This window comes from Sphingobium herbicidovorans, assembly GCF_002080435.1.
Taxonomy (GTDB): domain Bacteria; phylum Pseudomonadota; class Alphaproteobacteria; order Sphingomonadales; family Sphingomonadaceae; genus Sphingobium; species Sphingobium herbicidovorans.
The window spans coordinates 1,064,069-1,090,085 of sequence record NZ_CP020538.1; the positions used below are offsets into that span (position 1 = coordinate 1,064,069).

At 63.2% G+C, this 26,017-nt stretch carries 28 protein-coding genes and 1 pseudogene; 14 read left to right on the forward strand and 15 right to left on the reverse strand.

Going from position 1 to position 26,017, the window contains the following annotated elements; translation table 11 throughout:
- Positions 1-5: 5 nt before the first annotated feature.
- Both B6S01_RS20985 and B6S01_RS05140 read right to left on the reverse strand, forming a co-directional pair.
- Positions 6-356, reverse strand: coding sequence for a hypothetical protein (locus tag B6S01_RS20985; RefSeq protein WP_156479362.1), 351 nt, complete (start codon positions 354-356; stop codon positions 6-8).
- A 66-nt stretch (positions 357-422) separates the two neighbouring features.
- Positions 423-605, reverse strand: coding sequence for a helix-turn-helix domain-containing protein (locus B6S01_RS05140; protein ID WP_037465949.1), 183 nt, complete (start codon positions 603-605; stop codon positions 423-425).
- Between the two features lie 108 nt (positions 606-713).
- Here B6S01_RS05140 and B6S01_RS05145 point away from each other — a divergent pair, with 108 nt between their 5' ends.
- Positions 714-1,316: a nucleoside/nucleotide kinase family protein gene (locus B6S01_RS05145; protein ID WP_037465946.1), complete on the forward strand. Its 603-nt coding sequence runs from the start codon at positions 714-716 to the stop codon at positions 1,314-1,316.
- Positions 1,313-2,527: a tyrosine-type recombinase/integrase gene (locus tag B6S01_RS05150; protein WP_051908253.1), complete on the forward strand. Its 1,215-nt coding sequence runs from the start codon at positions 1,313-1,315 to the stop codon at positions 2,525-2,527. The genes B6S01_RS05145 and B6S01_RS05150 overlap by 4 nt, the downstream gene beginning before the upstream one ends.
- Here the strand turns inward: B6S01_RS05150 and B6S01_RS05155 are convergent.
- From B6S01_RS05155 to B6S01_RS05170, 4 genes are all read right to left on the reverse strand, one after another.
- Positions 2,521-3,759 carry a hypothetical protein gene (locus B6S01_RS05155; protein ID WP_037465943.1) on the reverse strand — a complete coding sequence of 413 codons (1,239 nt, stop codon included), beginning with the start codon at positions 3,757-3,759 and terminating at the stop codon, positions 2,521-2,523. The genes B6S01_RS05150 and B6S01_RS05155 overlap by 7 nt on opposite strands.
- A 220-nt stretch (positions 3,760-3,979) precedes the next feature.
- Positions 3,980-4,591, reverse strand: a complete 612-nt coding sequence (locus B6S01_RS05160) for a DUF3800 domain-containing protein (RefSeq protein WP_051908252.1) — start codon at positions 4,589-4,591, stop codon at positions 3,980-3,982.
- Positions 4,592-4,860: 269 nt separating this feature from the next.
- Entirely contained in the window at positions 4,861-5,280 is a 420-nt protein-coding gene (locus B6S01_RS05165; protein ID WP_037465940.1) for a CBS domain-containing protein, read from the reverse strand.
- On the reverse strand, positions 5,270-6,241 hold the full coding sequence (locus B6S01_RS05170; protein WP_037465937.1) for a 1-phosphofructokinase family hexose kinase: 972 nt from the start codon (positions 6,239-6,241) through the stop codon (positions 5,270-5,272). Before B6S01_RS05170 ends, B6S01_RS05165 begins: the two co-directional genes overlap by 11 nt.
- Before the next feature lie 117 nt (positions 6,242-6,358).
- Between B6S01_RS05170 and B6S01_RS05175 the strand changes: the two genes are divergently transcribed.
- Entirely contained in the window at positions 6,359-6,694 is a 336-nt protein-coding gene (locus tag B6S01_RS05175) for a hypothetical protein (RefSeq protein WP_051908251.1), read from the forward strand.
- A gap of 18 nt (positions 6,695-6,712) precedes the next feature.
- Here B6S01_RS05175 and B6S01_RS05180 read toward each other — a convergent pair whose 3' ends face one another.
- The 8 genes from B6S01_RS05180 to B6S01_RS05215 form a co-directional block, all read right to left on the reverse strand.
- The gene (locus tag B6S01_RS05180; protein ID WP_037465935.1) at positions 6,713-7,381 is read right to left on the reverse strand and encodes a phosphoribosyltransferase; all 669 of its coding nucleotides are present in this window, start codon (positions 7,379-7,381) and stop codon (positions 6,713-6,715) included.
- A gap of 30 nt (positions 7,382-7,411) precedes the next feature.
- Entirely contained in the window at positions 7,412-7,672 is a 261-nt protein-coding gene (locus B6S01_RS05185; RefSeq protein ID WP_234810787.1) for a response regulator transcription factor, read from the reverse strand.
- 8 nt (positions 7,673-7,680) lie between these two features.
- Entirely contained in the window at positions 7,681-8,079 is a 399-nt protein-coding gene (locus B6S01_RS05190; RefSeq protein WP_051908250.1) for a response regulator transcription factor, read from the reverse strand.
- Positions 8,080-8,150: 71 nt separating this feature from the next.
- A complete protein-coding gene (locus tag B6S01_RS05195; protein ID WP_037465926.1) occupies positions 8,151-8,789 on the reverse strand; it encodes a response regulator transcription factor in 639 nt (212 codons plus the stop codon).
- Positions 8,758-10,650, reverse strand: coding sequence for a PAS domain S-box protein (locus B6S01_RS05200; protein WP_051908249.1), 1,893 nt, complete (start codon positions 10,648-10,650; stop codon positions 8,758-8,760). Before B6S01_RS05200 ends, B6S01_RS05195 begins: the two co-directional genes overlap by 32 nt.
- A 258-nt stretch (positions 10,651-10,908) precedes the next feature.
- Entirely contained in the window at positions 10,909-11,709 is an 801-nt protein-coding gene (locus tag B6S01_RS05205; RefSeq protein WP_037465923.1) for a universal stress protein, read from the reverse strand.
- A 238-nt stretch (positions 11,710-11,947) separates the two neighbouring features.
- Entirely contained in the window at positions 11,948-12,604 is a 657-nt protein-coding gene (locus tag B6S01_RS05210; protein ID WP_037465920.1) for a BON domain-containing protein, read from the reverse strand.
- Positions 12,576-13,331 (reverse strand): ATP-binding protein, encoded by a 756-nt coding sequence (locus B6S01_RS05215; RefSeq protein ID WP_156103360.1) that lies wholly within the window; start codon positions 13,329-13,331, stop codon positions 12,576-12,578. Before B6S01_RS05215 ends, B6S01_RS05210 begins: the two co-directional genes overlap by 29 nt.
- Positions 13,332-13,518: 187 nt before the next feature.
- On the opposite strand from B6S01_RS05215, the gene B6S01_RS05220 reads away from it, so the two are divergent.
- Complete coding sequence (locus B6S01_RS05220) at positions 13,519-16,194, forward strand: bifunctional acetate--CoA ligase family protein/GNAT family N-acetyltransferase (protein WP_037465916.1); 2,676 nt, start codon at positions 13,519-13,521, stop codon at positions 16,192-16,194.
- Positions 16,195-16,236: 42 nt separating this feature from the next.
- Here the strand turns inward: B6S01_RS05220 and B6S01_RS05225 are convergent, their stop codons facing one another.
- Entirely contained in the window at positions 16,237-17,274 is a 1,038-nt protein-coding gene (locus B6S01_RS05225; RefSeq protein ID WP_037466006.1) for a zinc-dependent alcohol dehydrogenase family protein, read from the reverse strand.
- Between the two features lie 183 nt (positions 17,275-17,457).
- On the opposite strand from B6S01_RS05225, the gene B6S01_RS05230 reads away from it, so the two are divergent.
- From B6S01_RS05230 to B6S01_RS05280, 10 genes and pseudogenes are all read left to right on the forward strand, one after another.
- Positions 17,458-18,453 (forward strand): zinc-dependent alcohol dehydrogenase family protein, encoded by a 996-nt coding sequence (locus tag B6S01_RS05230; protein ID WP_037465914.1) that lies wholly within the window; start codon positions 17,458-17,460, stop codon positions 18,451-18,453.
- Positions 18,454-18,579: 126 nt separating this feature from the next.
- Complete coding sequence (locus B6S01_RS05235; protein ID WP_037465912.1) at positions 18,580-19,074, forward strand: Hsp20/alpha crystallin family protein; 495 nt, start codon at positions 18,580-18,582, stop codon at positions 19,072-19,074.
- 58 nt (positions 19,075-19,132) lie between these two features.
- The gene (locus B6S01_RS05240) at positions 19,133-20,131 is read left to right on the forward strand and encodes an efflux RND transporter periplasmic adaptor subunit (RefSeq protein WP_037465909.1); all 999 of its coding nucleotides are present in this window, start codon (positions 19,133-19,135) and stop codon (positions 20,129-20,131) included.
- Positions 20,128-21,378, forward strand: a complete 1,251-nt coding sequence (locus B6S01_RS05245) for an ABC transporter permease (protein ID WP_037465907.1) — start codon at positions 20,128-20,130, stop codon at positions 21,376-21,378. Before B6S01_RS05240 ends, B6S01_RS05245 begins: the two co-directional genes overlap by 4 nt.
- The gene (locus tag B6S01_RS05250; protein WP_234810788.1) at positions 21,375-22,055 is read left to right on the forward strand and encodes an ABC transporter ATP-binding protein; all 681 of its coding nucleotides are present in this window, start codon (positions 21,375-21,377) and stop codon (positions 22,053-22,055) included. Before B6S01_RS05245 ends, B6S01_RS05250 begins: the two co-directional genes overlap by 4 nt.
- A 7-nt stretch (positions 22,056-22,062) precedes the next feature.
- Positions 22,063-23,325, forward strand: coding sequence for an MgtC/SapB family protein (locus tag B6S01_RS05255; protein ID WP_051908248.1), 1,263 nt, complete (start codon positions 22,063-22,065; stop codon positions 23,323-23,325).
- A gap of 46 nt (positions 23,326-23,371) precedes the next feature.
- On the forward strand, positions 23,372-23,524 hold the full coding sequence (locus tag B6S01_RS20995) for a hypothetical protein (protein WP_156103359.1): 153 nt from the start codon (positions 23,372-23,374) through the stop codon (positions 23,522-23,524).
- Positions 23,521-23,958, forward strand: a complete 438-nt coding sequence (locus B6S01_RS05260) for a YeeE/YedE family protein (RefSeq protein WP_037465901.1) — start codon at positions 23,521-23,523, stop codon at positions 23,956-23,958. Before B6S01_RS20995 ends, B6S01_RS05260 begins: the two co-directional genes overlap by 4 nt.
- A pseudogene (locus B6S01_RS05265) lies at positions 23,955-24,353 on the forward strand (DUF6691 family protein); the annotation flags it as partial. The gene B6S01_RS05260 and the pseudogene B6S01_RS05265, both read left to right, overlap by 4 nt.
- Positions 24,354-25,304: 951 nt before the next feature.
- Complete coding sequence (locus B6S01_RS05280; protein ID WP_037465893.1) at positions 25,305-26,015, forward strand: cellulose synthase operon protein YhjQ/BcsQ; 711 nt, start codon at positions 25,305-25,307, stop codon at positions 26,013-26,015.
- Positions 26,016-26,017 lie beyond the last annotated feature (2 nt).

Here is a 26,017-nt window from a genome sequence, read left to right on the forward strand (position 1 = left end):
TCCGATCATGCTACGCCTCCCAAGCGGAGGTGCAGTGTTCCACGGCGTCGCTGACCGGCGATGAAGGGCCGCGACTGGTCCACCAAGAGGGAAGCGTCGTCATCCTCTGCATCGATCGGGTCGCCGACCTGTCCGTCACCTGGGTTGACCCACACCATTCCGGTGCCGCCATCATCCCCGGCCGGGCACATGTCGAAATCGTCGGGCTCCCGGTCCGTATCACCGTCGACCTCGTCGAGACGATCAATGGCCGCTTGGGCGACAGCTTCCAGTGCTGGCCGATCAAGGCGAGCGAGGAAGCGGGCGAGATTTGGCGTGACGCAGGGCGTCGCACCCGGTAATAGGGCGTTGTTCATTTGGTTGGTTCCTCATGATCAAGCTGACGGGGCGTTCCCGCGCCTCGTCAGCGCTCAAGCCGCGATCTAGGCGGCGTTCGATTTTGGCCTGAAGGTCGCATCGATATCCGACTTCCTGAAATACAATGCGCTTCCTACTTTCGTGTAAGGCAGCAGCCCTTGATCGGTCATGTGGTAGATTTGGCGTTCGGTGAGGCCGCTGTACTCAGCTGCACCCTTCGCGCCTCGAAGGAGCTCGTCCTTTAACATTTCTTAACCTCCAATACCTTAAAAGACGAATTGTTGTTCTCGTCTTCCTAGACTTCCCTTGCACTCCGTGCAAGAGAAAGTTGCAAACTTCGTCTTCGGATCGGCTAAATGAATTACGGACAGATTGAAGCCCTCTACGCTAGCCTTCACAGGATACGCCCAGAGAAGCGCGTGGCATTCAAGGCACGGCTCAAGCACTTGCAGAGGCTGGGCTTTCCACCTGGTGTCAACACAGGGACCGGGCGAGCGGCGGTTTACGGTCCTGGGCAAATCTTCTTGCTAGGCCTAGCGCTGGAATTCACGCAGATGGGGATCAATCCTGATCGTACAGTGAAGATCATCCAAGACGAACATTGGTTGATCGTTAAATCTGGCGAAGTAGCTGCTCGCGACCTTTCGAGCGCAGCTGAACCTTTCAAGCCGATAATGATCTTCTTCGATCCAGCTGCTCTGAGTGATCTCATGGAGGCCTTTGGCGATGGGATAGACACCGCGCTAGCAACCCTCGATTTTGGGAAATTCGATAGCGCTCAAGAGGCGTTTGCCAGTTGGTTCAGCGAAGGAGCATCACGGGCAGCGTTTATCAGCATTTCATCGCTCCTGCGTCGGATCGAAGAATGGTTGCTGTCTCAGAGTAGCTCGGTGCCGGGATCCTTTTATGCGGATCTGATCACATGGGCAGAGCATCAATTGAAGCAAGCCGCGCCATGACCTCCATCCGCCGCCGCACCTGGCCTACCCCATCCGGCGAAGAGAAGACCGCCTGGCAAGTCGATTATCGCGACGCTGCCGGCAAACGGCGGAGCAAGCAGTTCGCGCGCAAGAAGGATGCCGAAGCGTGGCTCACCACCGCCGCCTATCAGGTCCAGCAAGGCACCCACACGCCTGACAGCCAGTCGATCACCATCGCCAAAGCGGCCGAGCTCTGGATCAAGCGGGGCGAGCGAGAGAATCTGGAGGCGTCCACCCTTGCCGCATATGGCCAGCATGTTCGCCTGCACATCGTACCCATGTGCGGCGATAAGAAGCTCAGCCAGATCAATCGCCCCATGGCGGAAGGTTGGCGCGACCAGTTGATGGAGAAGCTTTCCCGCCCAATGGCGATGCGCGTCCTGCGCTCCCTCAGCGCTATCATCAGCGAGGCGCAGAGCCGCGGCTATGTCGCACAGAACGTGGTCGCAGGCGTGAAGGTGCGCCGGGCGAAGCGTGAAAAGACTAAGGTTGTTATCCCGACGAAGGCCGAACTGAAGGCCGTGATCGAAACGGCGAAGGCGTCGGCCGAGCCAATGGCTCACCCGCTCGCCCTCATTCTGATCTTCGCCGGTTTGCGCGCGTCCGAACTGCGCGGCCTGCCTTGGCGGTGCATCGACCTGAAGGCTGCAACGGTGACGGTCGATCAGCGCGCCGATCTGAAGAACGTCATTGGTCCACCGAAGTCAGAAGCAGGCTACCGGACCATTCCCCTGCCGTCTTCTGCCATCGCGGCGCTGAAGGTGTGGAAGCTGGCCTGCCCCGCATCTGAAGCGGGGCTCGTGTTCCCTTCACTGGCGAAGAAAGCGATGAGCCATCAGTACATGAACATCAATGTCATGGGCGCCGTGCAACTTGCAGCCGGCTTAGCAGAACCCGTCCTCGGTGACGACGCCAAGCCCAAGCTGGACAAGGAACAACGGCCGGTCATCGCTCAGCGGTATACCTTGCACGACTTCCGTCATGCGGCCGCATCGCTTTGGATCGAACAGCGGGTCAACCCAAAGAAGGTTCAGCGCTGGATGGGGCATAGCTCAATTCAGGTGACATTTGACACATACGGCCACCTGTTCGACCAAGCCGATCAGGATGCAGCCGTAGCAGCGGCGATCGAGCGGGAGTTGAACGAAACAACGGCGTCGGCGCCGGGCACAGCAGGAGCTGGTCAGTAGAAGCCACGAGGCCGAAAATCGAAGTCATCATCGTCGCCGAAGAGCTTCGCGTCGGTCAGCCGCCTTTCGAGAACCTCTGATCCGAGTGCCGCCTCTCGCGCGGCAAGCTGCGACTCAGCGAATGCTACGAACTCGCCGACGCGTCCGACCTTTGCCAGGCCTTGTTCCCCTTTCAGAGCTGCTACAAGCCGCCGCAGTCGATCGAGCGACCCTACTTCCTCCAGCAACTGCTCAAGGCCTTCACTGCGACGTTTCTCGATGTGTTTAGCCCGCTGCAGTGCTTCGCGCCGTTGCCGCTCTTCCTCTTCGCGGCGCGCCGCCTCCTCACGCCTCAGCCGATCGTCCTTTATCGCCGCGGCCAGCACCAAAATGCCAACCGCGATGTCAGCCGCCATATTCTCCAATCTCTGCGTCTTTCCGTCGCGAAAAGAGCGGCGGGGACTGCCATTTCGAACATATCGCTGTTCAAGTTCGAAGGAGAGCTGCCCGGTTGGGAAGTAATCGAATTCTGGAAATCGAGGGCGGGAGAAGCTCGCCAGCGTTTCGCGCTCCCAAGGGTCTTTGCTCGCCCACCTTTTCGCCTGCTTTTTCTCCCAGGCAGCGAGATCGGCCTCCTCCTTTGCCGTCATTACGTGCTTTTCACGGCTCATACCTTCGGTCACGGAGAAGCTGATAATCTCGCCGTCGCACTCGAACGCTGCAGCCTCATCAGTGCTGGTGATCCGCACCCCCATGTGCACGCAAACGGCAGCGATTCGATTGAGGGCTAGCGCCAGGCGCTCAGCAGATTCCGGCGCTACTTCGAGCTTGATCAGCCCGGACTTCTCAACCTTGGCGAGTTTGGTCATCTCGTTCGGTTTCGCGCGGATGAGTTGAGCAATGGTGCGCTCCACAATCCGATCTGGCGCTGGGTCATCTTTCATCGCGGCAGAGGCAAGAATGCGGGCCTTTTCGCGAGCACCGGCAATCAACTCTGGCTCAGCGCGCAGTTCTCCTGCGGCAATCGTGATTTGCGCCAGCAGTTTATCTGTGAGGGGTGGCAGCGGCGTCTGCGTGACAGCCTTCCCGGCTGCCTTCTTGGCCCACCAGCCCAGCGGCGGATGAGGGATATCGTGCTTCTTGCAAATCTTGTGCAGCGCCACATCTGACAGCGCGAATTCCTTCGCGAGATGCGTCAGCGGCTTGGACCAAACCAGCAGATAGAATTCCTCGCGGGTAAAGGTGCGCGCCATAATGTTCCCGAATCGACTCGATCTCGCCTTTTACCTCATATGATGGCGGCGAACTGAAGCGCCTCAAGTCAGCGGCCGGATTTCGGCCGGTTCAACCCGCAGTTGAAATTTAACGTGCCACGCGTATATGCATACATGCAAAGTCGCTCTTCCGCGCCGAACTGTCACCGGACGGTGCGCGTTCCAGCCAATCGGTTGGATAGGCCGGAAGAGCGCACCCTCACTCAAATTCCCAGACATCATCCAGCTTATTTCGGATCATTTTCCGCCAGCGGCCGTGATCCGGCCGGTCGGTGCGGTACGATCGGGCCACAGCACCGACGCACATGTCTGCGAGTTGGACCAAGCTATCCCCGCGAGAATCTTTCAGCCTTATGTCCTTGATGGCACCGGCCGCGGCGTGCTTCCTCAGATGGGATTGAAGGTCTCGCCGGAAGGCACGTTCACCCGAACCATCGATAATGACCCGTGCCGCCTGCAATCGCCCATTATCGAACTTCATCATGGTTTTCACGAAAAACTGATAGAAAGCGTCCTTGTCGCTCCGCAGGCGGCCTGAGTAGATTTGCTCTTTACGGACCACCAGCACCCGGACGCGGAAATTAAAAGGCGCGATGGCCTGGAAGAAAGCGTCTCTTGCATCGCGGCTCGCCTTGCTGAATTTGAACTCAGCCAATCCCGGCCAGGCAGCGCGCGCTTGATCGATGGCGTCCGACGTTTGGCGCGCGATTTCATGATCATCAAACATGACCATCGCAACGGCAAAAACATTCGAAGAGCCACGATCCAAGCGGAAGCCCGCATCCCCGCTTTCATCTATAAACACCAACATCGCAGACGGCATAGCGTGCACCACGTACACGGCAAACTATTTCGCCATTTGCGTTGAGGAGCCAAGCCACCGTGCCAAGGGTTCTCGATTTAGATGCAACACGCATGCAACATGGCTCCAGAAACCCTTAGAAAACCGTAGGGTGTCGCCGCACTCTGACTCCGTCAATTGAGGTTCGAATCCTCATCGGGCATCCAGATATTACATCGATAAATCAGCAATATAATGGAACAGCGGGCCACGGCGCCGAGCGGGTTTCGCGAAACCCCCTATTCCCCCAACAATACCCGCAAAATATCCGCCCGGCTGATCAGCCCCACCAGCTTGCCCTTCGCCATGACCGGCAATCGCTTCATCCCATGCCGCTCCATCAGTCCGATGGCCTCCTCGATCGGGGCATCGCCATCGACGCTGATGAGCGCGGTCGTCATGATCTCGGCCACGCGCCGTTCCTCCAGTTCCCGCGTCGCGCTGCCCACGCCGGACCGGGCGAGTTCCTCAAGCCGGAACCCCTGCCCATCCTTTCGGAAAAAGTCGCCTTCGGACACGATGCCGCGCAGATTTCCGTCCGCATCGACCACCGGCAACGCGCTGATGCGATGGTCGCCCATGCAGCGAATCGCATCCGCGAGCGAACTATCCGGCGTCGTCGTCGCCGCGCCCAGCGTCATGATGTCACTAGCCTTCATGGGCCTGCTCCTTCTCGATAAGTTGAGGACCGCTCAACTTGGGCGCCAGCTTCAGCATCCGCTCGACGTCCTCGCGGTGGCACAAGTCGGTGCCCGGCGTCAGCACCGCCGCCGCGCCCGCGGCAACGCCCAGGCGGAAGGCTTCGATGATGTCCTGCTCGCACCCCAGGGCGAACACCATCGCCGCCAGGAAACTGTCGCCCGCGCCAACCGCGCTCTTCGCCTCGACCGGCAGCGCAGGCAGCCGCCATGTTCCCGACCGGCTCGCCAGCAGCGCGCCGTCGTGGCCCATCGTCACGGCGACATGCTCTGCCTTGCCGCTGTCCACGATTTCCCGCGCCGCCGCCGCGATCTCGCTTTCGTCGGCCAGCGCCTTGCCGGTAAGCTTGCGCAATTCCCCGATGCTAGGCTTGATGAGATACAGCCCGCCGCCCCTCACCGCCGCGCCCAGCGCCTCGCCCGAACTGTCGAGCACGATGCGCATCCCATGCCGCTGTCCAAGTTCGCAGACCCGGCAATAGAAATCCTCCGGCACGCCGGGCGGCAAGGAACCGCTGGCGACCAGATATTCCGCCTGCGGTCCGTCCAGATGATGGAGAGCGGCCTCCCACTCCTCCGCCGTCACCTCCGGCCCTCGGGGCACAACGCGATATTCCTTGCCCGTATCCTTCTCATAAAGCGACGTGCTGATGCGCGTATCGCCTTCGATTGGGATACGGAAACGGACCAGCGCATGCTTGTCCAGCAACCCGTCGAGCGCGCAGCCCGTCGCTCCGCCCGACAGATAATAGGCCCGCGCCGTCCCGCCCAACCTGGCGATCACCCGCGCGACATTGATGCCGCCGCCGCCCGGATCATAATGTTCCTGCTGCGTCCGCATCTTGCGCGTGTGGAAAACCCGGTCCGTCTCATAGGCGACGTCGATGGCCGGGTTCATCGTCAGGGTGATGATCCTCTTCATGGGCAAGAAGCTATCCGCCCCTCCCCTCCGCCGGTATAAGTATATGTCCCCATTGGTCCCCCGCGACCGCCATGGGAAAAGGGGTGACGCCAAACGGACAAGGAAGGACGAGGTGCGATGCGAACACTGGCTGTACTGACAACGGCGCTGCTGGCGGTCGCATGCAAGCCCGCCCAGCAAGCGGAGGCTCCCGCCCCCGACACCACCAACACATCGGCGATGAACTACGCCACGGAGGTCGCCGCGCTGCCCAGGCAGGCGCGCGACGCCGTCTTCTTCCGCGCCATCCGCGACGCGGGCCTGCCGTGCCAGACTATCGTGAGCAGCGACCCCATGCCCGACGCGCCGCCGCCCTCCGTCATCTGGCGCGCCCAGTGCGAGGACAAGGCCTATCACCTGATCCAGATCCAGCCCAACGGATCGGCGGTCGTCACCAGCCGCACCACCCCCTGATGCGGCGCGCGCCATGCGCTACCGGCTCCGCAATGTCCGCGCTTCGCTGAACAGGCTCACCACTTCCGCGTCACTCGTCTGGTCGAACGCGGCATAATGCGCCCCCACCGCGTAAAAGGGATAGGGCTCGTAAAGGCATATGACCTCGTCGCAATCCTCCCGCAGCCCCGCGATCACATTGGCCGGAGCGACCGGCACCGCCAGGATCAGCCGCGCGGGATGCGCCTTGCTGAGGCCTTTCAGCGCCGCCTTCACCGTGCCGCCCGTGGCGATCCCGTCATCAACGATGATCACCGTTCGCCCTGCCACCGCAATCGGCTCCCGGTCGCCCAGATAGGCCCGCCGCCGCCGGTCGATCTCGGCCAGCTGGCGGCGCATTTCGGCCCGGATATATTCGGGCGTCGGCCCCAATTGGCGCACGACATCCTCGTTGAGCACAAGCTGCGGATCGGCCCCGTCGACCACAGCGCCGATGCCCAGTTCCTCATATCCCGGCGCGCCCAGCTTGCGCACGAACAGCAGGTCGAGGTCCGCCTTGAGCGCCTTCGCCACCTCGAAAGCGACCGGCACGCCGCCCCGCGGCAGCGCCAGCACCAAAGGATGACTCGCGGCAAGATGCGACAGCACTTTCGCCAGACGCTCGCCGGCGTCGCGCCGATCCTGGAACAGCATCGATTGCAGCTTCATCGCGCTGCTCCTTTCAGGTGAGAGGTGGCCTCAACATGGCGGCCTGTCGCCATGACCGGCTTGCGACTGGCCGTGAAGAACATAAAGGGCGACGAGCTGGGCCACTGACTGCACATCCAGCTTCCGCATCAACCGGGCGCGATGGACCTCCACCGTCCTGTGGCTGATGCCCAGCAGCTCACCTGTCTGGCGGTTGGTTAGGCCCTTTGCCACTGCGGCCAATACTTCGCGCTCACGCGGCGACAACAGGTCCATCGCGGCGAAAGGCCGACCGGCTCCCTGTCTTTTCACCGCGTTCGTCATGGCGAAGCCTGTTCCCCGCCGGCGTCGCGCATCGTCGCGCCCATGACGGCGTGCATCAAGGCGGAATCCTTGCACGGCTTGTCCAGAACCGCATCGAAACCGTGCGCCATCGCCCTTTGCAACAGTTCGGGCGAATAAAAAGCGGTGACCAGGATCGCCCGGCCGGTCCATCCCGCCGCGCGCAACCGGTGCAACACTTCCAGTCCGTCGCATTCCGCCATCCGGTAATCCGTCACCAAACAGGCGGGATTGTTCGTCTTGGCATCGGCGATCAGCGCTTCGGGACTTGCAAAGGAACGCACCTGGAATCCCCGCCCCTGCAACAGCAGCTGCATCGACCGCCTCGCCCCGGCATCATCATCCAATATGGATACGGGAATGGGGAAGCCGGCCATTCTTCTCGCGCCTTGAGCCGCAGATGTGAGCACCATGCAAGAAAGATGACATCGGGCGCGCCCTTACGTCTTTACGTATTGATCACAGTTTCGTCCTTGCGTCCCATTCCGGCTGCAAAGGCTATGCGCAGTGCATCGGACAGGCTGTGCACATGCAGCTTCGCCATCAGGTTGGCGCGATGCACTTCGACCGTCCGGGATGAAATGCCCAGGTCATAGGCGATCGTCTTGTTGGGCAATCCTTGCGCCAGCCCCTCCAGCACTTCCCGCTCCCGCCCCGTCAGCGCCCCGATGATCAGGTTCGCGCGCGCCCCATCCGCCGCCGCGCCCTGAGCAGAACGCACCCGGTCGAACGCCCGCTCGATCGCGTCGATCAGGACCGTCTTCTCGAACGGCTTTTCCAGGAAATCGACCGCGCCCGCCTTCATCGCCTGCACCGCTATCGATATGTCTCCATGGCCGGTCATGATGATGACCGGCATGGCGATCCCGCGCTCCGTCAGGATGCGCTGGACTTCCAGCCCGTCAATGTCGGGCATTCGCACATCCAGCAGGATACAGCCCTCTTCGGCCGACTTCGCATCCTTCAGGAAAGCGGCTCCCGACGTCCATGCCTCCACCGAATAACCGGATGTCTTGAGCATATATGCCGACGATCGCCGGATGGCGTCCTCGTCGTCAATTATGTGAACAAGCTTCTTGTTCGTCATATGCCTCTGCCTGCGCTCGAATGAGGGTGAAGTGGAAATCGGTGCCTTTTCCCTTGCGGCTTTCCATCCAGATCTTGCCGCCATTCACCTCGACGATGGTGCGGCATATGGAAAGGCCAAGGCCCATGCCGTGGGGTTTGGTGCTGACGAATGCGGTGAACAGCTGCCGCGCGACGCCCGGCGCCATGCCGCACCCGGTGTCGGACACGATGACTTCGACCAGATCATCCCTGACCGCGCGCGTCGCGATTGTCAGCTGCTTGACCGCGCTGTCCGCCATCGCCTCGCACGCGTTGCGGATCAGGTTGATCAGCACTTGCTGGATCTGGACCCGGTCGACCAGTACGGGCGACGCGAGCGGATCGATGTCAAAATGCACATCGATCCCCAATTCGCGCGCCCCGGCCAGCCCCAGCACGGACGCCTCCTGCACCAGTTCGGGCAGGCTCTCGATCGTCTTTTCCACCTCGCCCCGCGACACGAACTCGCGCAGCCTGCGGACGATCTGCCCGGCCCTCAAGGCTTCGCTCGCGGCCTCTGCCAAGGCTTCGCGCATCATCGGCCACTCGGCCTCCTGCGGGCGCAACATCTGGTCGCGCACCGCCGCGACATAATTGGCGACGGCCGCGATCGGCTGGTTCAGTTCATGCGCCAGCGTCGACGCCATCGTCCCCATGGCGCTCACCCGCGTCACATGGATCAGCTCGGCCTGCAACGTCGCCATATGATCTTCGACCGCCCGCCTCTCGGTCAGGTCGCGGATGAAGCCGGTGAAGATGCGCTCATTCCCCCGCATCGCCTCGCCGATATACAGTTCCATGGGGAACAATGATCCGTCGGCCCGCCGGCCCGACACGACCCTGCCCTTGCCGATGATGCGCTTTTCCCCGGTTTCCAGATAGCGCTGGATGTAGCTGTCATGCCGTTCGCGGTCAGGAGACGGCATCAACATGCGCACGTTCCGTCCCAGCACCTCGTCCTCAGCATAGCCGAACAGCGCTTCCGCCGCTGCGCTGAACGACAGCATCGTGCCCGCCTCGTCGATCACCACCATCGCGTCGGGCACGGTCGACAGGATCGCGCGCAGCTGGCTTTCATGGGCGCGCAGCTGGTCTTCGGCCGACCGTTTTTCGGTGATGTCGGACACGATCTTCGCAAAACCGCGCAGCGCGCCATCTTTATCTTGAAGCGCGGTCCAGCTGACCCCCGCCAGGAACTCCGACCCATCCTTGCGGACGCGCCAATCCTCTTCCTCGAACCGTCCTTCTGCGCGGGCGCGCTCGATATCGGCCTCGGGCTTGCCCACCGCAACGGCTTCGCCGGGATAGAATAGGGAAGACGGCTTGCCCAGCACCTCCTGCTCGGTCCAGCCCTTCAGCCGCTCGGCGCCCCGGTTCCAGATCGTCACCCGGCCAGCCGGGTCCAGCATGTAGATCGCCAGCCCCTGCGCGCCATCGATCAACAGGTTGAGTTCCACCGCCAGCTGCTCGCTCGCCACGCCGCGATGTCGGGCCGCGGCTTCCACCACCTGCAGCCGTTGGTTCGACCGGCGGACAAGGCGGCTCATCAGGATGATGCTGGCAGCGGTCACGACGAACAGCGCGATCTCGATCAGGTCGCGCTTCTGCAGCGTCGACCGATGGGTGATCGCCACCTCTGCCGCAACGCTCATCAGGGCAGCGAGGATCGCCGGTCCCTCGCCCAGCCAGAGCGCGATGCCCACGATCGCGATGACATAGGGCAGATAAGCCGACCGATCGTCCAGCCATGGATCAAGAAGCAGCCGGACCGCCGCTACTAAAGCAACCCCCACAATGGCGAGGGCGTAATATTGTAGACGCGCTGTTTTCCATGACGGCATGGCCTCACCCTATGCGGGATTTTGACGTCAGCCTGGCAAGGCCCTGCGCACCCTAACATCATTGGCCATATTGCAACACACGACTTACCGATGCACTCGTAAGTCTTTGATATAGCGCAGATGATATTTAAACCATGTCCGTGTAATCCCGGATGGTCATTACACTACCCAAACGACTCCATGATCTACGCCTTCAGGTTGGACAGCCTCCCCGCCTTCCACCCAAAAGCATTTCAATTGATGCTTTCATTATGGATTTCAGTGCGCCAGGAACAACGGAACATTCGCTTCCCCCAGCATTATCCGGGTAATTCCGCCGAACAGGCTCTCACGCAACCGCGAATGTCCATATGCTCCCATGATGCAGAAAGCGGGCCGCCGCCTGTCCATCTCGGCCAGCAGTCCCGCCGCGACACCCGCTTCCGGCTCGTCCAGATGCTCCACACGCGGCCTGACGCCATGTCGGGACAGATAGGCCGCCGCATCTTCGGCAAGCTCGCCGCTCACTTCGCCCATCTCGATGATCGTCACGCCCTGCGCGCTTGCCAGCAGCGGCGCCGCGGCCCGGAGCGCTTGGGCAGCGGGCCTCGATCCGTCCCAGGCGGCAAGGACATGGCCGCCAAAATCGATGCCCCGGCTGTCATCGGGAACCGCCAATATGGGCTTGCCGGATTTCAGCACCGTATCCGACACGATCTGCGCCATGTCGGGGGTCATCCGATCGGCGATTGACGTATTGAGGACGATGATGTCCGCCAATGCCGCGCTCTCCTGCAGCAGCGACGCGATGAAGCCGGTTCGATCAACCCAGCTCCAGGCCACGTCTTCCGCCTGAAGCCGCGCCCGTATCCGTCCGGCATTGACCTCTTCCCGCTTCTGCGCATTCTGAAGCAGCATCAGTTCGGCGTCCGGATAATATTCGCTGCCCGCCAACACCGGGACCTGCACGACGTCAAGGCAGGTCAGGTGGCCGGACAGGCATCTGGTCAGGTCCAGCGCAGCCTGCAGCCGCGCTTCCTGACCGGCATCATCATGGACGAGCAAGAGCACGTTCTTCATGTCGATTTCCTCATGATAAGATGTTCGCTATCCAAAGGGCGTCATCCTTGCATCGGGGCCAGGATCATCGCCGCGACGGCAATCATCAGCCCGATGGTCATGGCTGCCTGAAACAGGGCGTCTGCGGATTGTCTCACGCGATCTATGACGGGCATATGCTCCTCCAATGAAATAGCGTCAGGAACCGACCCGCAATGGAGAACCCCGGCAAGCGTCACGCCTGCCGGGGGCACCGGGGTCAGAATGTCGATACGACGATATTGTCCTCGACCTTGGTCACGCCGGGCGCTGCCCATGCCGCCCGCTCCGCTACGCCGCGTTCGTGCCAGGCCTTCACCCGTCCACCCAGACGCACGGTGTTCCCATCCGTGGCGATCGTGACGCCTGCAGCGTCCAGATCCGCCTGACGCTTGAAAGCGGCGGCGATCCGATCCCGGATGTCGGCGCTGACGGGCAGCTTCTTCACCTCGATAAGGCTGCTGACGCCGGTCACGCCCGAAATCCGGGCGGCCGCCCTCCTCGCCTCGTCGCTCTGATAATAGGCGTCGACCACGCCGGACAGCGTGACCCAGCCCTTCTCGACCTTCACATTGATCTTGTCGTGCGGGATGGAAACGTTCCACGAAAACATGTCGAGGATGCGCTTGGCTATCTCATGATCCGCCGTCTTGGGTTCCGACTTGAAGCGCACATGGATCTCCTCGGCGATCGCCTTGACCCCGCTCACGCGCCGCGCCGCCTTTTCCGCCGCCATCTTCTCCAGATAGTTGGAAACATAGCCGGACAGGGTCACCACCCCATCATTCACCGCCACGCCAATGTCCGCATGATCGACGCTGGGGTCCCACTCAAGCTCGTCCATGACGTCATGCTGCAACTGTCCATCGGTCTTCATCGCAACTCTCCTTGTTGGTGGGTGACGCGCTCCAATGTCGGACGCGTGATTTGCTGGCGGCTGGGAACGCCACCGGCAAAAGCATGGCGACCACTGTGCCAGCAGCTGCGCCGACACCGCCGCGAATGAATAACCTGCCCTTCATGCCGCAGATCGCCCTGCGGACCCGCTGCAAGCCGTTCCCACGGCCTCCGTTTCCCGTATTGAGTTGCGGTCGCGCGGCCCCGTTCGCCGACAAGCCCGGACCATCGTCCGCGATCACCAGCCAGATCCAATCGCCGATCCTGCGGCAGCGGAGCCGGACGTGCCGTGCCCCAGCCCTGACCGCGTTGGTCACCAGTTCCAGCATCACCGCTTCCAGTTCGGCCGGGTCGGCGCTCACCCGCGTCGCGGGCAAAGCCATCTGCGCGTCGATCTCCAATGACGCCGGGTGCTTCACCATAGCTTGCAGCAAAGGCGCGGCGTGTGCGACCTGCGCGCCCACATCCACCAGCACCCGTTCCCCGCACGCTTGCCTTGCAAGCAGCCGGGACGTCAGCTCGCTGCCCCGCACCGCCGCCGCCTCCAGCCCGCGCAGCATGGTTTCCCGCACTGGCGCGTCTTGATGCTTGTCCAGCAGATGCCTGATCGAAGCGATGACAGCGAACAGGTTGCGCAGGTCGTGAACAGTTTCCCGGACAGGATCGTGCCGTGCAGCACCGCCTTCCGTGTCGCCTGAACGCTGCATGTTCGCCTCCTCGCTGATGGAGGCCATTTTAGAAACTGCGCGTCGCCGCCCTATTCGCAACTTCCCGTAAGTAGCCCCTCATGAACCGCGCCCGCCCCCCTGCGGCATTTACGAATATCGCCGTGGACACCGCCCTTCCTAGGATCGCTCCGCATTCGCGCGATCCCAGCCAAGGACAAGAAAAGCCATGACCATCCGCAACCTGTCGCCCCTTCTTCACGCCAGAACTATCGCCCTGATCGGAGGGTCGCAGGAGCAAGGCGCCGTCGGCACGCTCGTCCTCGACAATCTGCTAGCGGGCGGGTTCGAAGGCAGCATCCATGTCGTCAATCCGCACCCGGTATCGCGACCAGGCACGACATGGGTCGCCAGCGTCGCCGACCTGCCCGCCGCGCCCGAACTTGCCATCATCATGACGCCTGAGCCGACAGTGGCAGGGATCATCGACGCGCTGGGAAGGCTCGGCACGCGCTGCGCCGTCATCCTGTCGGCGGGCCTTCACGACGCCAGCGCATTCCACCAGGCGGTCAGAGCTGCGGCCCGGCGGCACGACATGCGGATCGTCGGACCCAATTGCCTTGGCATCATGGCCCCCCACGCGCGCATCAACGCCACCTTCGCCTCCACCCCTGCGCTGCCGGGCAATCTTGGCCTGATATCGCAGAGCGGCGCGCTTATCACCGCCGTGCTCGACTGGGCGCAAAGCCGCCGGATAGGCTTTTCCGGCATCATTTCCGCAGGCGACATGGCCGATGCGAATCTTGGCGACCTGATCGACTTGCTGGCCGCCGATCCACACACCCACGCCATCCTGCTCTATGTGGAGGGCGTGACCGAGGCCGCCGAGTTCATGGCCGCTGCCCGCGCCGCCGCACTTCACAAGCCGATCATCGCGATCAAGGCGGGCAAGAGCCAGCTCGCCGCGCAAGCGACCCTTTCCCACACAGGGGCCATGATCGGCTCTTATGACGCGTATGAAGCCGCCTTTGAACGGGCCGGGATCTTGCTGGTGGACAGCCTCACGGCGTTATTGGACGCCGCCGAGATGCTCTGCGCCTGCGAGCCAGTCCCCGGCAACCGGCTGGCGATCCTGACCAATGGCGGCGGCGCTGGTATATTGGCGGTCGATGCCTTGGCGCAGGCGAATGGGCAGCTCGCCACATTGACGACTGACACGATCGCCGCCCTTGCCGAGATGACGCCCGCAGGTCCGCCGCGCGCCAATCCCGTCGATATACTGGGCGATGCGGACGCAGACCGCTATGCCGGTACTGTAAGAGCCATCCTGCGCGACAGCGGGAGCGACGCGGTGCTGGTCATGAACTGCCCGACCGCGCGCAGCGAAGCAAAGGAAACGGCGCTGGCGATCTGCCGCGAAGTAGCGGCGGCAGCGCAGGAGCGCATCCGCAAGCCGGTCCTTGCCTGCTGGTTGGGTGACGCCAACTGCGAAACGGTAAGGCCTGTGTTCGCGGCGGCGGGCATCCCGGTCTTTTCGACCCCAAACGACGCCGTGCGCGCCTTTGGCTATCTGGCGCAGGCTCGCCGCCTTCGCGAGAGCTTGACAGAAGCGCCCGCCCAGTCGCGCGAGGTGCAGGCCGACCGAACCACCGCCCGCGCCATCATCGCCAGTGCGCAGGCGGACGGATGCACGACGCTTTCCGAAATCAAGGTGAAGAAGCTGCTGGAGGCCTATCGCATCCCCGTCGCGCCCACGCGCTTTGCCGCTTCGGCGGACGCGGTGGAAGAAGCCTGTTGTTGGCTGAGCGCGCCCTACGCGGTGAAGATCGTCTCGCGCGACCTGCCGCACAAATCGGATGTGGGCGGGGTCGCGCTCGACCTGCCCGACGCCCAGGCTGCTGTTGCCGCCGCGCGGGAGATGGAACGGCGCATCCGCCGCGACTTTCCGCAAGCGCGCATCCAGGGGTTCGCCGTCGAGGACATGATAAGGGTGAAAGACGGCAGGGAGGTGATCGTGGGCCTCAGCACCGATCCGGCTTTCGGTCCCATCATCATGGCTGGCGCTGGCGGCACCGCGACAGAACTTCTCGATGACAAGGCCATCAACCTCCTGCCCATCGACCATGCGCAGGCTCGCGCCCTGATTGCGCGGACGCATATGTCCCGGATGCTCGCCGGATATCGGAACGTCCCGGCAGCCGATGTGGAAGGCGTTGCTGATGTGCTGGACGCCGTGTCGGCCATGGCGGTCGACCTTCCCGACCTGCTGGAACTCGACATCAACCCCTTGGTGGTGAGCGCGGCAGGCGTCATCGCGCTTGATGCGCGGGCGCGGATCACCGCCGAGGCGGCAACGGCATCCCGCCTAGTCCTGCGCGCACCGCCGGAAGGATGGGCGTCCGACCTCGTGACAGAACAGGGCGTTCGTTTTCATGTCCGGCCGGTGCGTCCTGACGACGAGCCGGCGGTCGCAGCCTTCTTCGACAATGTCTCGCCCGAAGACCTGCGCTTTCGCTTCATGTCGGGTGTCTGCAAGGTCAGCCACGACCAGATAGTGATGATGACGCGCGTGGACTATGTCCGCACTATCAGCTTCCTTGCCTTTGGAGAGGAAGGCGACCTTCTCGCCATCGCCATGCTGGCGACCGATCCAGATCGCACCCGCGCGGAAATTGCGCTCAGCACCCGCACCGACATGAAGGGCAAAGGCGTCAGCTGGACCTTGCTTGAACATGTGCTGCGCTATGCGAAGGCGGAAGGGATCGAAACGGTCGAGTCGATCGAATCCGCCGATCATGACGCGGCGCTGCGCATGGAACGGGAACTTGGCTTCGTCACCATCGCGGACCCCGACGATCCCACCGTCCGGATCGCCAGGAAGAGCTTGGCGGCGCATGCCAGCTGACAACATGTGCGGCGCTATCACTGCGCCGACCAACGCCGCGGATCAGGGCGTGATCAGCACCTTGAGCGCCTGCGTTTCCGCCGCACGGCCAAAGACATCATAGGCATCCATGATGCCGTCCAGCGTGAAACGGTGCGTAACAAGCTGCTTCGCGTCCACCTTCCCGCTCACGACGGTCTTCAGCAGCATCGAAGTGGTGGACGTATCCACCAGTCGGGTGGTGATCGTGATATTGTGTGACCAGAGCCGCTCCAGATGCAGGTCGGCCTTAACCCCATGCACACCGATATTGGCGATGACTCCACCCGGCGCGACCAGATCTTCGCACAGTTCGAAGGTCGCAGGCACGCCGACAGCTTCGATGGCCGTGTCCACGCCCCTGCCGTCGGTCAACGACTTGACCACTGCCACGACGTCCTCCGACCGGCTGTCGATTGTCCGCGTCGCCCCGAACCGCTCAGCCACGGCCAGCCGGTTGGCGTCGATGTCGATCATGATGATCTGGCTGGGCGAATAGAATTGCGCCGTCAGCAAAGTCGCCAGCCCGATCGGACCCGCGCCCACGATGGCGACACTGCTCCCCGGCGCAACCTTGCCATTCAGCACGCCGCATTCGAACCCGGTCGGCAATATGTCGCTCAGCATCACCAGCGCTTCCTCATCCGTTCCTGCCGGGACCGGATAAAGGCTGGTGTCGGCATGAGGGATGCGCACATATTCCGCCTGCGTGCCGTCGATGGCATTGCCCAACAGCCATCCGCCGTTCACGCAATGGGAATAGATGCCCCGGCGGCAATAGTCGCACCGCCCGCATGAGGTGATGCAGGAAATCAGCACATGATCGCCGGATTTGAAATTCGACACCGCCGATCCGACCGCCTCCACAACACCCACGCCCTCATGCCCCAATGTCCGTCCCGGCTCGCAACTGGGCACATCGCCCTTCAATATGTGGAGGTCGGTGCCGCATATCGTCGTGTGTGTGACGCGGACGATGGCGTCGCCGAGATCCTTGATCTTCGGCTTTTCCCGCTCGCCCAGATGCTTCTGCCCCGGCCCGTCATAGATCAACGCTTTCATGGCAACGCTCCTTGAAGGATTATCACCGGGATGATCGCGCTGTGATGCAAGCCATCCTATTCGTAGATTTACCAACATCATCACTTCGCCTCCAGCGCTAGACTCCCGGTCTCGCATCTTGAGAAGGGCGATCATGAACTTCAAAATGACCCTGCGTTCGGCGGCCCGCGCATCGTGAACCACATGGTCGCGATGCAGATCCCCGCGCCCGGCGCTGCCCTCGTGCAGGTCGAGCGTCCCATGCCCAATCCGGGACCCGGCGAACTCCTGATCGAAGTCGCCGCTTGCGGCGTCTGCCGGACCGACCTGCATGTCCTCGACGGGGAAATCCCCGCCCGCTATCCCATCATACCAGGCCATGAGATAGTGGGTCGGGTCGCGGCATTGGGCAGCGGCGTTGAAGGTTTCGCCATTGGCCAGCGTGTCGGCGTTCCCTGGCTAGGACATACATGCGGCGTCTGCCCCTATTGCCGCGCCGGGCGGGAAAATCTGTGCGACGCCCCGCTCTTCACCGGAGCCACGCGGGACGGCGGCTATGCGACCCATGCTATCGCCGACGCGCGATATTGCTTCGACCTGCCAGATCGCTTTTCGGATGTGGAAGCCGCCCCCCTCCTCTGCGCGGGCCTGATCGGATGGAGAGCTTTGCGGCTGGCCGGTCCGGGCAGCGTCATCGGCCTCTACGGCTTTGGCGCCGCCGCGCACATATTGGCGCAGGTCGCCCGGCACCAGAAGCGCACGGTTTATGCCTTCACGCGGGACGGCGACACGGCGGGGCAGGACTTCGCCCGTTCGCTCGGCTGCGCCTGGGCGGGCGGTCCTGCTGAAAGCCCGCCTGCGCTTCTCGACGCTGCCCTGATCTTCGCACCGGCAGGGGAACTCGTACCTCAAGCTCTACGGGCAGTCAGAAAGGGTGGCCGCGTCATATGCGCGGGCATCCACATGAGCGACATACCCTCCTTTCCCTATGCCGACCTGTGGCAGGAAAGGCAGATCCTCTCGGTCGCCAACCTGACGCGCGAAGACGGCATCTCCTTTTTCGAGCTGGTGGGCGGCATGGAACTGCACACCGTCACCCAAAGCTTCCCGCTCGACCAGGCCAACCAGACGCTGCAAAGCCTGCGCGAAAGCAGGGTTCAGGGCGCAGCGGTTCTGGTGCCGCCATCCGCGACTGCGTGACTCTACTTATGGCGCGACAGCCTGCGCCGGGCGACAATTCGGCATGGAGTCTGGACCGGGAAAGCGTCCATGCACAGGGCGCCGTCCCGCCGAACCGCCAACTTCACAAAAGCAGGAGAAGGACCAATGACCGATTTCCGTTCACTCATGCCCTTTGGACGCAGCAATCTCTTCCGCACCGGCTTTGATCCCTTCGCCGATCTGCGCAAGGAAATGGACCGCCTCAGCGACGATCTCGGCCGTGGCTGGCTCACCAGCGGCGATAGCGGCAGTAGGGGCTTCAACCTTCCGCGCGTCGATATTGCGGAAACGGAAAAAGGCCTTGAGCTGACCGCCGAACTGCCGGGCTTCGATGAAAAAGACGTGTCGCTCGACGTGCAGGACGATGTTCTCACCATCAAGGCCGAGCATAAGGAGGACCGCGAGGAAAAGGATGAGAAGAAAAATTATCATCTGATCGAACGCAGCCGGGGAAGCTATCTGCGCCGCGTCGCCCTGCCGTTCGAAGCGGATGCGGACAAGGCCAGCGCCCATTTGGAAAAGGGACTGCTGAAGGTCATCGTCCCTCGCCTGGCCACGGAAGCGAGCAAGCCGCGCCAGATTCCGGTTGGATCGAAATAGAGGCATGCAAATCGATACGGGCAGGCAATGATCTTTGCGTGATGCTATATAGCCATTTATGAAACGCATCGCGCTTTGGCTGTTGCCGCTCGCGCTGGTCGCGGCGGCGGCGGCCTGGTGGCTGCTCGCGGGCCGGGCGCCGGAGGTGGAGCTTGCGCCCGTTCGCGTCGGTCAGGCCGTCGAGCTGGTCTATGCCACCGGCTTTGTCGAGGCGCAGCAGCCTGTTTCGGTCTCGGCCCGCCTCACCGCTCCGGTGCGTCAGGTAATGGCGGACGAAGCCCAGCGCATCGCACGCGGCCAGCCGCTGATCCTCCTCGATGACGAGGAACAGCGCCAAGCGCTGCAACAGGCAGCGGCACAGCGCCGCATCGCACAGCAGGATGAGCAACGCGCGCTCACACTCTTCGCCAAAGGATGGGTCACCCGCGCCGCGCGCGATGCGGCCGTCGCCGCCGCCGACGGCGCGAGGGCGGCGGAGGAAAGCGCCCGCGCCCGGCTCGACCAGATGATCGTGCGGTCGGGCATCGACGGCGTCGTCTTGCGTCGGGATGTGGAGCCCGGCGATCTCGCCAGCCCCGGCCGCATCCTCATGATGCTGGGCGACCCTTCCCGCATCTGGGTCACCGCGACCATAGACGAACGCGACGTCGCCCGCGTCCAGCCCGGTCAGGAAGCATTGATGGCGAGCGACGCCTGGCCCGGCCGCGTGCTACGCGGTCATGTGCGCGAGGTGACGCCGGGCGGCGATCCCGAACAGCGCGCCTTCCGCGCCCGCATCGTGACGGACGGCGCGGTGGCGCTGCCGCTGGGCCTGACGCTGGAGGTGAACATCGTCACGCGCAGGGCGCAACGGGCGCTGCTGGCGCCCGCGAGCGCAATCGAAGACGGCAAGGTCTGGATCGTTCGAGGCCACCGCGTTCATGCGAAAACCGTCCGCACCGGCATTGCCGGAACCGACGAGGTGCAAATCCTCTCCGGCCTGTCGCGTGGCGACATGGTCGTGAAAGCGCCGGAGGGGAAGCTAAAGGACGATATGCGCGTGCGGGTGCGGCGATGACCGGTCAGCTGCGGCTGCTGGCCAGCGTCGCCGCCCGGCATCTTGTCGGCCGCCGTCGCCAGACCATCGTCGCGGTCAGCGGCGTGGCCGTCGGCGTCGGCTTCTTCCTCGCCGTGTCGGCCATGATGATCGGCAGCCAGAACGATTTCATCAAGACGCTGATCGACGCCGCCCCGCACATCATCATTTCCGATGAGCTGCGCAGCCCGCCGCCCCAGCCCGGCGTCAACCTCTACAAGGGCGCGGCGGTCGACCTGCGCCACTACAAAGTCCGCAACGAGGTGCGCGGGCTTAAAGGCTGGCCGGAGATATTGCGCACCATCAACGCGCTGCCCGGCGCCATCGGCTCGCCCAGTCTGAGCGGCGCGATCACCTTGCGCAGCGGCGGACGGGAGGAAGCGCTGACCATCGTCGGCGTCGATCCCGCAATCGAGGAAAAGGTGAGCACTATTCAGGACCAGCTGCGCGTCGGACGCCTGCGCGATCTGGAAAGCACACAGGGCGGCATCATCATCGGCGAGGAAATGGCCCGTCGGCTTGGCCTTGGCGTGGGTGATGTGGTGGGCGCGACCTCCGCTTCGGGGAAAAGCCGGTCGCTTCGCATCGTCGGCATGTTCAAACGGGGCCAGACGCAGATTTCATCCGGCTTGGGCTATGTCCTCTTAAGGGAAGCGCAATCGCTGCTCGGCCGTCCCTTCATCATCAACCGCATCGGCGTCCGTCTGGCCGACCCCTATGAAGCCCAGCCGATCAGCCGCCGCCTGGAGGCGCGCTACGCCTACAAGGCGGAAAGCTGGCAGGAGCGTTCCGCCGACTTTCTCTCCCTGCTCGTGACCCGCAACGTCATCATGTACAGCGTCGTGTCGGCCATCCTGCTGGTGGCCAGCTTCGGCATCTACACGGTCGTATCCAACAGCGTGTCCGACAAGAGGCGCGACATCGCCATCATGCGCTCCATGGGCTTTTCAGAGCGCGATCTTCAACTGATCTTCGTGTTCGAGGGTCTGGCCCTGGCGTTGATCGGCATCGTCGCCGGATGGCTGCTCGGTTACGGGCTGATGGCGATCCTCGGCTCGCTCAAATTCCCCATCGCGGGCGAAGACCAGCGCCTGCCCCTCGACCGCTCCGCCCGGCAATACGCGATCGCGGCGGCCGCCTCCCTGCTCTCGGGCGTGATCGCCGCATGGTTGCCTGCCCGAAAGGCCGCGCGCGTCGATCCGGTCGACATATTACGGGGCGCGGTATGAGCGCGATTATCGAAGTTGAGGGCGTTTCCCGTAGCCTTCCGGGCACGCCTCCCGTCACGCTGGTCGCTGACGTTTCCCTATCCATCCAGCCCGCCACCTTCGTCGCCATCGTGGGGCCGTCCGGCTGCGGTAAATCTTCGCTGCTCTATCTCCTTGGCCTGCTGGACCGTCCAACAAAGGGCCATGTGCTGTTCAACGGGCAGGACATGAACCCGCTGCGCGGCGACGCGCGCGCGCAGATCAGGTTGGCGAGCTTCGGCTTCGTCTTCCAGTTCCACTTCCTGCTGCCCGAGTTTACCGCGCTGGAAAATGTCATGCTACCCATGCGCAGGCTCGGCAAACGCCCGCTGGGTGAGATACGCGCCAAGGCGCAGGCGTTGCTTGAGGGCATGGGTCTTGGAGAGAAAAGCGCGAAGACGCCCGATCGCCTCTCCGGCGGCGAACGCCAGCGCGTCGCCATCGCCCGCGCCATCGCGAATGATCCGGCACTGGTGCTGGGGACGAGCCCACGGGCAATCTCGACAGCCAGAACAGCGCCCGCGTGGTCGATATGTTTCGCAACCTTGCCCATGAGCAGGGCCGCGCGGTCGTCTGCGTCACCCATGATCCCGATGTCGCTGCGGCCGCCGATGTCCAGATCTCCATGCTGGACGGCCGCATCAAGGAAACGAGCGTGAGGCCGCGATGAGTGCTGGCGTCAATCCTGCCTTCATACAACCCTATCTGCCGCTTCTGGCCGCCATAGCGATCGGATTGCTGATCGGCATACAAAGGGGATGGGCGCAACGATCCTTCGGCACCGGTCGCCGCGTCGCCGGATTCCGCACCTTCGGCCTCATTGGCCTGATCGGCGGCATAGGGGGTCTGGCGCCGGACATGATGGCAGCCGCCCTTGCAATCGGCGTGGCGGCCGTTTTGACCGCGGGCTATGTCCGCAGCGCGGATCAGGACCATCTGTCGGCCACCACCACGCTCGCGGGCATATTGACCTTCTCGGCCAGCTATTGCGCTACCCGCTTTTCTCCGGTGTTCGGCCTGGCGATAGGCGGCGCAACCTTTGTCATGCTGAGCGCCCGACACTCGATGCACGCCGTGTTGAAGGGAATGGACGAACAGGAAATCGAAAGCGTCTCGCGCTTCCTGCTGGTCGCGCTGGTCATCCTGCCCCTGCTGCCGGATCGGGCGATAGGGCCCTATGAAGCCTGGAACCCCCGCAGCATCTGGCTGGTCGTCGTGTTTGTCATGGGCCTGTCCTTCGCGGGCTATGCCCTGTCGCGCCGGCTGGGGCAGGACAGGAGCATCCTGCTGGTCGCCCTGACGGGCGCGATCGTTTCGTCCACCGCAGTCACGGCCGAATATGCACGGCGCCTGCGGGAAGAGCCTGCTATTCGGGGGCCACTCGCAGCGGGCATCGCCATCGCCTCGATCGTGATGTTCGTCCGGGTGCAGTTGCTGGCGCTGGCGCTCATCCCCCGCGCGCTGCCGACCCTGGCCATCACCATGGCGCCCGCGACAATAGTCTCCGTCCTGTTCGCTCTCTTCGCCTTCCGCCAACATCGCGGCGAAAGCGCAAAGGTCAGCATCTCCAACCCGCTCGGCTTCACCCCCGCGCTTATCCTGGCTGGCATGGTGGTCGTGCTGTCACTGGTGGCAAGATGGGCGCTGCATCATTTCGGGGAACAGGGGATGGCGGTGGTGCTGACGCTCACCGGCATTTCTGATGTCGATGCGGCGGTCATCACCATGTCGGGGCTGCCCGCTCATATGCTCAACGATCAAATCGCCGGGCTGTCGCTGGGCGGCGCGGTCCTCGCCAACACCTTTGCCAAAGCGGTCATGACGGTGGTCATCGGCTGGGGCCATGGCGGCATCCGGGCTTCGGTCCCGCTTTTTGCGGCGCTGTTGACGGCGGCAGCCAGCATCTTGGCCTGGGCGATGTTCCTCTGACGGATGCGGACAATTCCGTAGTGCAAAGCCGCTCGAAAGGCGCAGGATGGACGCGATGATGGTGGAGGAGCGCATGCCCGACGAAACACTTGGCAAAGCAGCGCGGCAGGGCGCCGCCGCGCGAAAGGCCTTGCCCGTAGACCGGTCGCCAGAGGATAATGGCGTCGTCTATCTCAAGATCCCGGTGAACCAGCTATGATCCCAGCCTTCCCCCACGCGCAACCAGTCGAAGGGCTGATCGGCGGCCTGATGATCGGCATCGCCGCCGCCATCATGCTGCTCGGCCTCGGGCGTATAGCAGGCGTCAGCGGTCTTGCCGCACGCGCCACCGGCCTCGCCGACAGCGGAGCGCCGCGCAACATTGCGATCGCTTTCATCATCGGCCTGCCCGCAGGCGCGCTGGTCGTATCCCTGCTGACAGGCGGGGTGCCGGCGCGCTTCCCGTCTATCGGCCTGCTGCTGATCGCCGGCGTCATCGTCGGCTTCGGCACGCGGCTCGGGTCCGGCTGCACCAGCGGTCATGGCGTGTGTGGCGTGTCCCGCCTCTCGCCCCGCTCCCTGCTCGCGACGGCGCTCTTCATGGCCAGCGGCTTTGCCACAGTCGCGGTCCTTCGCCTCGCAGGCGCCCTATGATGAAAATCGCCCTTGCCCTGATCTCGGGCGCGCTGTTCGGCGCTGGCCTGGCTCTATCCGGCATGGCGGACCCGATGCGGGTGCGCGCCTTCCTCGACCTGCTCGGCCCTTGGGATCCGACGCTCGCTTTCGTCATGGGCGGCGCGATGATCCCGATGGCGATCGCCTGGGTGGTGCAGAAACGACTTGAGCGCCCCCTCGCTGGAACATCCTTCAACCTGCCCGAAACGCGGAGCCTCGACTGGAAGCTGGCGCTGGGCGCGGTGCTTTTCGGCATAGGCTGGGGCCTTGGCGGCCTCTGCCCCGGACCTGCGATCGCCAGCCTTGCGCTGAAGCCGATCCATGTCGCGCCCTTTGTCCTCGCGATGTTGGCTGGCATGGCGCTCAACCGTTTTCTGCCCAGCGGCGGCGCAGGCGAAAATCAACGGGCAAGATGGACTGGCAGCCCCCGCCCCCCTGCGTCCGAAACGCCGCGTGGCTGAATGGCGGCCGTTATCCTGGATGGCCTTCACTATGCGCTGAGGGGGCATTACAGGCGGCCTTGACGTCTCCGTCCTCGGCGGAGCGGCGGACGGCGCAAGTCAGCCTTTCTGCAAGTTCCGCTCCAGCAGCTTCAACCGATCGACGATCGAAAAGAAGAAAGCCGTCGACCAGCCAGTCAACATGATGCCATTCGCACCCTCGATCGGCCGCTCCTATTTGGCGCCATGCTCGCCGCGGCGATGGAGCCGGAGCAGATAATCGTTTCGGCCGCCGTCCCAATCTTGCTGTGCCTTGTAACCCTGCGCCTGCTGATCAAAGCGGATTGGGCGCGCCAAGCTGCCTAATGGAGTGGCGCAAAGGACTTTGTCTTCGCATTAGTTACAAACTGGCACAGTTTGTTCGACATCCACAACTAGCCGGTATTTTTCGATTGACCTTGCTTGACTTGACGGCTTGATCGCAAACGCCTTCTTAACCAACGCTATATATCGCTCGAAGGCGTCAAAGGGGATTCTCGATGCGATCAGATGCTGCCAACCTCCTTGCCCGGCTGGGGCGCAAGGATTTCAGATACCGTGAGTTTACCGATAATTTCGCGGATATGGAGTTGTGGCCGATCTTCGAGGCCCTTCTGACCGACGACCGCGTGGTCGGCAGGCCCGTTTCCGCCCTTGCCGCCCGCAGCGTCGAAGATGTCATTCCCGTAGGCAAGGCGGCCTCCGCCAAGCCAGCACCGGCTCAGTCCAACGGGGGGATTTTCGGCAGCTATTCCGCCCCCCGCCGCGACGCCTCTCCCCCCAGAGCAAAAATGACCTTCGATCCTTCCTGCAGCGCATCTCGGACGATGAGGAGGGTCAGAACTGATGCCCCTTATCCTTTGCCATTCCCCGAAAGGCGGAACCGGAACGAGCTTTATCGCGGCGCATCTTTCGATGCACCTCGCGCGCCAGGGCCATGATGTCGCCGCGCTCGATTTCACCTATCAGGACACGCTGAAACTGTTTTTCGGCCTGCTGCCGACCCAGGCGCTGGCCGAATTTCACGGAGGCGGCTCGGCGCTCGCGGTGGCGGGCGTTGAGCTTTTCTCTGCCTATCGGCTGAGCCGGGAGCCGGATTTCACCGAAGCGCTCCGGCGGGGCCAGTCACCGTTCAACGACGGCAAGATCTATATCGCAGACGTCGCTGCGGGCGACCGGGAGACCAAGGACCTGCTGCTTCCCCACGCACAGTTGCATGTCTGCACGTTGCTGCCGCAACCCGTTTCGCTGGCGGCGCTGACCAAGGTGGCGGCGGGAACGCCCACCATCGAACTGCCCAATACCGCCTATATCCTGAACCAGCTCGATGACACGCACCGCTTTTCGCGACACACCCACATCTTCCTGCGCGAGCTGGTCGGCGACCAGCTGGTCGGCACGGTCAGGCGGGACGAGGCGGTGAACGAGGCGGCCGCCATGTTCGAGCCGATCAGCAAATATGCCCCGGCCAGCGCCGCGCTCGCGGACATCCGCACCGTCGCCGGGCAGATCGAGGCGAGGATCGGCCTTAACGCCAATGTGGAACAGTTGTCATGAAG

What these genes read in the sequence shown, in the direction of transcription:
- B6S01_RS20985 (WP_156479362.1), bottom strand. Translation starts at nt 356, where the DNA reads ATGAACAACGCCCTATTACCGGGTGCGACGCCCTGCGTCACGCCAAAT.
- B6S01_RS05140 (WP_037465949.1), bottom strand. Translation starts at nt 605, where the DNA reads ATGTTAAAGGACGAGCTCCTTCGAGGCGCGAAGGGTGCAGCTGAGTAC.
- B6S01_RS05145 (WP_037465946.1), top strand. Translation starts at nt 714, where the DNA reads ATGAATTACGGACAGATTGAAGCCCTCTACGCTAGCCTTCACAGGATA.
- B6S01_RS05150 (WP_051908253.1), top strand. Translation starts at nt 1,313, where the DNA reads ATGACCTCCATCCGCCGCCGCACCTGGCCTACCCCATCCGGCGAAGAG.
- B6S01_RS05155 (WP_037465943.1), bottom strand. Translation starts at nt 3,759, where the DNA reads ATGGCGCGCACCTTTACCCGCGAGGAATTCTATCTGCTGGTTTGGTCC.
- B6S01_RS05160 (WP_051908252.1), bottom strand. Translation starts at nt 4,591, where the DNA reads ATGTTGGTGTTTATAGATGAAAGCGGGGATGCGGGCTTCCGCTTGGAT.
- B6S01_RS05165 (WP_037465940.1), bottom strand. Translation starts at nt 5,280, where the DNA reads ATGAAGGCTAGTGACATCATGACGCTGGGCGCGGCGACGACGACGCCG.
- B6S01_RS05170 (WP_037465937.1), bottom strand. Translation starts at nt 6,241, where the DNA reads ATGAAGAGGATCATCACCCTGACGATGAACCCGGCCATCGACGTCGCC.
- B6S01_RS05175 (WP_051908251.1), top strand. Translation starts at nt 6,359, where the DNA reads ATGCGAACACTGGCTGTACTGACAACGGCGCTGCTGGCGGTCGCATGC.
- B6S01_RS05180 (WP_037465935.1), bottom strand. Translation starts at nt 7,381, where the DNA reads ATGAAGCTGCAATCGATGCTGTTCCAGGATCGGCGCGACGCCGGCGAG.
- B6S01_RS05190 (WP_051908250.1), bottom strand. Translation starts at nt 8,079, where the DNA reads ATGGCCGGCTTCCCCATTCCCGTATCCATATTGGATGATGATGCCGGG.
- B6S01_RS05195 (WP_037465926.1), bottom strand. Translation starts at nt 8,789, where the DNA reads ATGACGAACAAGAAGCTTGTTCACATAATTGACGACGAGGACGCCATC.
- B6S01_RS05200 (WP_051908249.1), bottom strand. Translation starts at nt 10,650, where the DNA reads ATGCCGTCATGGAAAACAGCGCGTCTACAATATTACGCCCTCGCCATT.
- B6S01_RS05205 (WP_037465923.1), bottom strand. Translation starts at nt 11,709, where the DNA reads ATGAAGAACGTGCTCTTGCTCGTCCATGATGATGCCGGTCAGGAAGCG.
- B6S01_RS05210 (WP_037465920.1), bottom strand. Translation starts at nt 12,604, where the DNA reads ATGAAGACCGATGGACAGTTGCAGCATGACGTCATGGACGAGCTTGAG.
- B6S01_RS05215 (WP_156103360.1), bottom strand. Translation starts at nt 13,331, where the DNA reads ATGCAGCGTTCAGGCGACACGGAAGGCGGTGCTGCACGGCACGATCCT.
- B6S01_RS05220 (WP_037465916.1), top strand. Translation starts at nt 13,519, where the DNA reads ATGACCATCCGCAACCTGTCGCCCCTTCTTCACGCCAGAACTATCGCC.
- B6S01_RS05225 (WP_037466006.1), bottom strand. Translation starts at nt 17,274, where the DNA reads ATGAAAGCGTTGATCTATGACGGGCCGGGGCAGAAGCATCTGGGCGAG.
- B6S01_RS05230 (WP_037465914.1), top strand. Translation starts at nt 17,458, where the DNA reads ATGGTCGCGATGCAGATCCCCGCGCCCGGCGCTGCCCTCGTGCAGGTC.
- B6S01_RS05235 (WP_037465912.1), top strand. Translation starts at nt 18,580, where the DNA reads ATGACCGATTTCCGTTCACTCATGCCCTTTGGACGCAGCAATCTCTTC.
- B6S01_RS05240 (WP_037465909.1), top strand. Translation starts at nt 19,133, where the DNA reads ATGAAACGCATCGCGCTTTGGCTGTTGCCGCTCGCGCTGGTCGCGGCG.
- B6S01_RS05245 (WP_037465907.1), top strand. Translation starts at nt 20,128, where the DNA reads ATGACCGGTCAGCTGCGGCTGCTGGCCAGCGTCGCCGCCCGGCATCTT.
- B6S01_RS05250 (WP_234810788.1), top strand. Translation starts at nt 21,375, where the DNA reads ATGAGCGCGATTATCGAAGTTGAGGGCGTTTCCCGTAGCCTTCCGGGC.
- B6S01_RS05255 (WP_051908248.1), top strand. Translation starts at nt 22,063, where the DNA reads ATGAGTGCTGGCGTCAATCCTGCCTTCATACAACCCTATCTGCCGCTT.
- B6S01_RS20995 (WP_156103359.1), top strand. Translation starts at nt 23,372, where the DNA reads ATGGACGCGATGATGGTGGAGGAGCGCATGCCCGACGAAACACTTGGC.
- B6S01_RS05260 (WP_037465901.1), top strand. Translation starts at nt 23,521, where the DNA reads ATGATCCCAGCCTTCCCCCACGCGCAACCAGTCGAAGGGCTGATCGGC.
- B6S01_RS05280 (WP_037465893.1), top strand. Translation starts at nt 25,305, where the DNA reads ATGCCCCTTATCCTTTGCCATTCCCCGAAAGGCGGAACCGGAACGAGC.